The organism is Kordia jejudonensis (genome assembly GCF_001005315.1).
GTDB lineage: Bacteria > Bacteroidota > Bacteroidia > Flavobacteriales > Flavobacteriaceae > Kordia > Kordia jejudonensis.
Window position 1 is genome coordinate 1 of the sequence record NZ_LBMG01000058.1, and the last position, 6,499, is coordinate 6,499.

Sequence of the window (6,499 nt, forward strand, 5' to 3'; positions counted from 1 at the left end):
ATTCTTTTTTGTCGCTTGTAGAAGGTTTATTAACCATAACATCATACGAAACGCCCGATTCCATAATGATTTGCTTTACTTCGAAAGCTGTTAAGTTTGGATAATAAGAACGAATTAGTGCTGCTACTCCTGTAGTAATAGCAGAAGATAAAGAAGTACCTAAGTCTTTATCTATATAGTTACCATGAATAGTATATAAATCATTACCTGGGGCAAAAATATCGACTTCTTTGTTACCATAGTTTGAAAAATTCGCAACAAGAGTAGAATCCACCCTGTAAGAAGAAGCCCCAACTTTTATAAAATTATTTGCAAACTCTTTTTTAGTAATAATTGATGAATCATTTAGGTAATCCAATTGAAAGTCTAAATTTTCTCTAAAATTACCTGAAGAAGTTACCAACAATACATCATTTTCCATAGCATATATTATTGCTTCTTCTAGCCATTGTTCGTGTACTGGATAAGATATGCTAAAACTCATATTAATGACTTTAGCACCATTATCTACAGCGTACCGAATAGCAAGTGCAATGTCTTTGTCATAAACCCCATAATATGACATAATATTTACAGGCATAATCTTAATATTATTTAGGATTCCATGAACGGAATCCAAATTATTCCTGTTGGCAGCTATTAAACTACTAACTCGTAAAGCATGGTTTATTTGTCCTACTCCTTTAACATTGTTATTACCATACTTTGTATCTGTAATATCGTTTACATCATCTTTAGATAATCTTCCATTGTATTTTACATTTAATTGTTGTGCTAGTTCTGTAGAAAACTCATTTATTTTATAATGGTAATAATCTTCATTTATATCATATTGCAATAAAAGTTTTTTGTAATCAATATGTTTTTTTATGATAGTATCAGTAATTATATTAGATAATGAGTCAAGTTTTGTTTGAGTAATTTCTTTATTGTAAAAAATACTATCTATTGTTTTATTAGTAGAGATACACTTGTTCAAAAGACCTCTATAGCGAGAAAGTTCGCTGTTAGATTCTTCAATAGATTCATTAAGTGATGTTTGAGCTTTTTTAAATTGTTTATATTGATGTATACTATCTTTATGAACGTCAGAAATAGTTTTATTTAGAAACTGTTTTTCATATGCTTGAACATAACGAGTAAAGCCATAATTTATGGAAGGTAAATTTTCACCAGCGATTGTATTTAAAAAATTCCATCCATGAATATCATCTATATACCCGTTTTTATCATCATCAATACCATTATTGATAATCTCATCGTCATTGATCCAAATTTGATCTTGAATAGCTAGATGATCTATATTAAGTTCTGTATCCAATATTCCAACAATAATATTTTCGGGTGTTTTATTTTTTAAAAAGTCATATGCTTTATCAAGACTTATTCCCGGTATAGTATCACTCTCAATATCTTTAAAATGCCAATACAATAATTGTTTTTCTAAGTATAGAGAGTCAGGTTTTAATCTTGTTTTATTATATGAAGGCATGGCTTTTTGACTGCAACTAAAGCAAAAAAAAGAAATGACTATAATGAAAAAAAATCTATAAAACATATGACTATCAAATTAACATATTCCTCCGTTCACGGGATGTTCAGATTTACAAATTATTATAAGTCGATTTTTAGTTTTTTGTGTAGACGTATCTAAAGGGCATTTTTCCTTGTCTTTAGTTTTTCTATCTCCTCCATTGATTGTGTGTAAATTATACAATCTAGCTACCTTTAATTTGTTAATTTTAAACTTTTTGTTTTTTTTCATCTTTATTATTTATTTATGATTAAACTTGTTCCAAATGTACTTTCTAAAATCAAAAGAACCACAGTTTATAGCCCAAGATTCATGAAAATTGGACATTTGATTAAAGATTGTTCAATCGTTTTATAAAAAATGAGGTGTGAATTCCTGTTCTTTTATAAAATGCCTTGGCATATGACTCTTGATTAGAAAACCCGACTTCATCTGCTATTGCATAAATAGTATATTTTCTAAAAATTGGATCATTTTTTATACGATTAATAGTATAGTCTATTCGTAAGTCATTTAAATATGTGCGAAAATCTTTTTCTTTATAATGATTAACCACTTTTGATAAGTACCTTGAATTTGTTTCAAATTCTTTAGCCAAACTCGCTAATGTAATTCTCTTTTGCAAATAATGTTCTTTCTCTTCAAAAGCTACTAATCTATCTAATATTAGAGTTATCACTTCTTGCTTTATTTCTAAGTTTTTACTAGAATTCGAATCTTGACTTTTTATTATAGGTAATTCTTTTTGTTGTTTTTGAGTCTCTCTTAATAGTTCCTGAAACTTTTGTTCATACTTCTTTCTTTTATTACGATTGTATATTAATAAAGTAAAAGCACTTAAAAGAAGTATGAATAATAAGATACTGCCATACATGAATCCTGTATTAGAGCTTTTTAATTCTTTTATTATATTTTCCCTTTCCTTCAATAATTTAGGTGTGTCATAATTTTTATAAAGATTTAAATCTAAATTACCGAAAGTATTTTCAAATACATTATCCACTTCAAGAAGTTTCTCAATATAATAAAGTCTATTTTTTAAGTCTCCTTTTTTTTTAAAATACTCAATCAGTTCAACGTAAGCGTATCTCGAACTAAAATTAATAATTCCTTCTGAGTCAAAAATTGAATCAATCTTTTTTAAATAGTGAATTGCTTTATCTTCTTGGTTTAAAGATTGATGTGCTGAACTCAAAAAGAAGTATGTGTTAGATAAATTCAAATGATCTTTTTGATTTTTGAAAAATTGAATAGACTTTATCAAACTATCTTTAGCAGCATTGTATTCTTTTTTTTTGAATTTATTAACTCCTTCTATTTGAATAAAATAATAATAATATGGACTTTCTATGGATTTTGCGTAATTATATGCTTTTCGGTTAATTTCTGAGGAAGAATCTAATTGATTGATATTACTATAAGTAGAACTAAGTGCGGATAAAAGGTCAAGGTCAATAGGTTTATTGTTTTTCTTATTGTAAGTTAAACATTCCTTAAATATTTGAAGAGCTTCCTCACTTTTTCCAACTCTCAGTTTGAGAATTCCTATATTAAATCTTGTTGCATCAGACCAGTCTTTATTACCAAGATTTTCAAAATGGTCATTAGCAAGAATGTAATACTTTAAGGCTAGATTATATTTATTTTTTTCTTGATTAAGGTATCCCTTATAAAAATAGCTTTCCGCAAGAATTTTTTTTAGTTTTTTTTCTTTTGATATACTTATACTGCTATCTAAATATTTCTCTCCTAAATTAAAATCAGAAACAGATCTGTATAATCTTTGATAACTGTTGGCTATCGCTACGTAGTTTTCTTTCTCTTTCGCCTTAATCAATGTGTAAGATGCAATAGCAAATTGCAAAGAGTCATCATCAGTTTCATAAAATAATTGTTTTAATTCCTTAAAACTCTTTTTTTCAAGTGTATCAATATTTTTTTGATAATCAATACTATTAGCCTTGGAAATGAGACAAATTAATAAAAAAAACAGGGTCAATATGTTTAAAAATCTATGATTCACAATTTCAAAATAATCAATTTTTATTTTAAGATTACACTATTTTCAATGAAAACAGCCCAATTTTCACTGAAAGCAGTGTATAATTATTTGATGTTTTTAAGGTATAGTAACTACATTTACAATATCAAAAAAATCTGACATCTAAAATAGAAAGAATATATTCAAAAGAAAGAAAAGTTGTAACAAAAATATTTTTACAGTCAAATAATTACAAAGTATGATTCACAAAGAGCAACGTAAAAAACTTAAAAAGGCACTCGGTTATCATTATACAGGTAAAGTATTGAAAATTCTTAAAGAAAAAAATGTAACTAATAGAAGTGGAAAACCCTACGGAACATCTATGATTAGAAATGTATTTAACGGGCTTAATGAAAATTTAAAAATTGAAAACGCCATTTTAGAACTATATACTCGAAAACTAAAAACTAATGAAAAAAGAGAAACACTAAAAAGCGAATTATTCAATATGGATGAAATTTAACATCAGATTTAAAACTATACAAAGCATAAAAAATCTAATAAATATAAATTTTAAACTAAAAAAGCTTCTACTGGAAATAGAAGCCTTTTGAAAATTAAATAAGCATTTGCCCATTTAATAACTGAAAATCAAAGATAGGTATTTTTTTAATACCCACGGCAAATGTTTTTTAAGGATACTTTTCCTTAGGTAGTAGCAAGTGTTTTAATGTGAGTAACGAGATCATTTTTCTCAGTACGCAATTCTACCTCACTACTACTAGTAACAGTCGTGGATGCCGAAAAACGAACGAGTAGGCGTATTTAAAAAATCATACCAATGAAAACAATTAAATTAATTATCTTTAAACTTATGTTACTATTTCTTACAACAACGCTATTTACCAACTGCGAAAGCGATACTGCTTTGGAAACACAAGACGAACTTATCGCTGTTGCCAAGCAAGCTCCGTTTTCGTCAAGTATGGTATATACAAGTGAAATAGAGAACAACGCTTTAATTAGCGAAAAGTTAAGAGGACTAACCCAAAACCGAAACCAATCAAGTATTGAAAATGACAATAATGACTTTAGCGTAGAAACTAATGTGGCAAAGTATGTAGAAAAAAATGATGGTAGTGGCTACTCATACACCTTTGCTATTAGTCGTGAAAATGAAGTTGGTACAGCGTTAGAAAACTTAGTACTATCTGTAAACAATAATACACAAGAGCTTAGTACAGTTTTAATGAAATACCATTACACTGGCGAGCAATTGCAAGAATTTCTTAATACAGGACACGTAAGTACGTATACGGAAATGACGGTAACTCCAATTGAAGGAGACTTTTCAGATTTACTAACGGAAAACTCACTTCCTTGTAGCATTAGTACTACGACATACCACATAACACCTGATACTGGAGATACGTTTATATATGGCGAGCACAGTACATGTCAACACCAAGATGGAGCTGGAAATACTGAATGTGAAGTATATACCGTAACTACTGTTTGGTGTCCGCCAACTAGTCCAGGTGGAGCAGGAACAAGTACTACAACTACTAGTAATCCAAATGACCCAATTACTACAAATACAACTGGTGGCACAACTCCATCTACAAATACTAACAATCCGAATGAACCAAGTGATGAAATTGTAACTACACCTTTGACAAAGCAGGAAGCACAAGAAATTAGCGACCAATTAGATAATACATTTGGAGACGGAAATTGGGATTACGATGAATCCGTACCTGATGAAGCACCAAACTTTGAATCACTTGAAGAGTTGCAAGAGTATTTGGATCAAATAGTATCAGAAAATGCAGTTTTAGAATCTTCCAATGAAGTGCTAGGACAAGATTCTGTTAGAGAAGATGTATATTCGATAAAAATTAATAATACGCCTACTGCATATGTTAAGGCAATTATTAGAGTACAAACACCAAGTGCTACAAATGGACTGACACGGATGAAGGTTTTGAGCATGGATACTGTATTAGATGATACATACATTATATTTGATTGGTTACAAATTAGTGATACCGATAGCGATAGTGCAACGGGACCATATTCAGACTACTATACAGATTCATCAGGTAACAATAAACTTGAAGTTTCTGTTAGAGGACAGTTGATTCTCGGATTTAAGTTTTTTGGTTATCCTGTTGGTGCTACAAATAGCATGAAAATGATATTAAATTACTTTTTAGACGATATTAATCAAATTGACCCACAATATAGTCGTTGGGAATATTTATAGAAAACAAAAAACATGAAAAAAATACTTTTTTTATTCCTCATTCTTATATTCATATTAGGTTGTAATACATCATATCTACCATTTAAAAGTAGAAAAGAGAAAAAGCAAAGTGAAAAGTTGATAAAAAATTCATTTGATTTTTCAAATTACCAACATAAAAGAATTACTCAAAATGATTCTATATCATATACATTATCAAATTTGATTAGAAATAAAAAAGTAGCAAAAAGTAAAATCAAAAAAAGATTAGATTCATTTCTTTTAAACAAATATGACCAAAAAAAATTATGGGTTATTTTGCAACTTGACCAAGCTTTTCCCAACATGGATTTCAACTTTGAAAAAGAAGATGGAAAAAAAAGATTTAATTTTTCAAATGTTAAAGATCTAAAAAAGTTCATGGATCAAATAGACTCTGTTCTAGTAATTAATATAAGAGTCAAGAATGATTCTCTAATAAGAATGAAGAATAAAAAGAAACAAAACTAACTATGGAAAAAACTATTGATTCTTTCAGTGTATTATTAATTTCTGAAATAATACCGATAATCATATTGATTTTAATACTGGTATTTGGTATCAAACTCATCCTAAAACTTTTTAAACTTATGGACTCGCAAATACAACTGAATATAGCGAAGTTGCAGAAGCTTCGAGACGAATTGTAATTTTATGTAAACGAAAAACAGACACCGTTATGCAACGGTGTTAGTTC

General features: G+C 28.6%; 5 protein-coding genes. 3 read left to right on the top strand and 2 right to left on the bottom strand.

The window, feature by feature from the left end:
• Together AA089_RS20395 and AA089_RS20405 are read right to left on the bottom strand one after the other, a co-directional pair.
• A partial coding sequence (locus tag AA089_RS20395) for a S8 family serine peptidase (RefSeq protein ID WP_046758861.1) occupies nt 1-1,492 on the bottom strand: 1,492 nt, incomplete at its 3' end.
• A gap of 373 nt (nt 1,493-1,865) precedes the next feature.
• Nucleotides 1,866-3,557 (bottom strand): AraC family transcriptional regulator, encoded by a 1,692-nt coding sequence (locus AA089_RS20405; protein ID WP_046758863.1) that lies wholly within the window; start codon nt 3,555-3,557, stop codon nt 1,866-1,868.
• 217 nt (nt 3,558-3,774) lie between these two features.
• On the opposite strand from AA089_RS20405, the gene AA089_RS20410 reads away from it, so the two are divergent.
• From AA089_RS20410 to AA089_RS20420, 3 genes are all read left to right on the top strand, one after another.
• A complete protein-coding gene (locus AA089_RS20410) occupies nt 3,775-4,041 on the top strand; it encodes a hypothetical protein (RefSeq protein ID WP_046758864.1) in 267 nt (88 codons plus the stop codon).
• A 318-nt stretch (nt 4,042-4,359) separates the two neighbouring features.
• Nucleotides 4,360-5,784: a hypothetical protein gene (locus tag AA089_RS20415; RefSeq protein WP_046758865.1), complete on the top strand. Its 1,425-nt coding sequence runs from the start codon at nt 4,360-4,362 to the stop codon at nt 5,782-5,784.
• 12 nt (nt 5,785-5,796) lie between these two features.
• Nucleotides 5,797-6,273 (top strand): hypothetical protein, encoded by a 477-nt coding sequence (locus tag AA089_RS20420; protein ID WP_046758866.1) that lies wholly within the window; start codon nt 5,797-5,799, stop codon nt 6,271-6,273.
• Nucleotides 6,274-6,499: the final 226 nt, after the last annotated feature.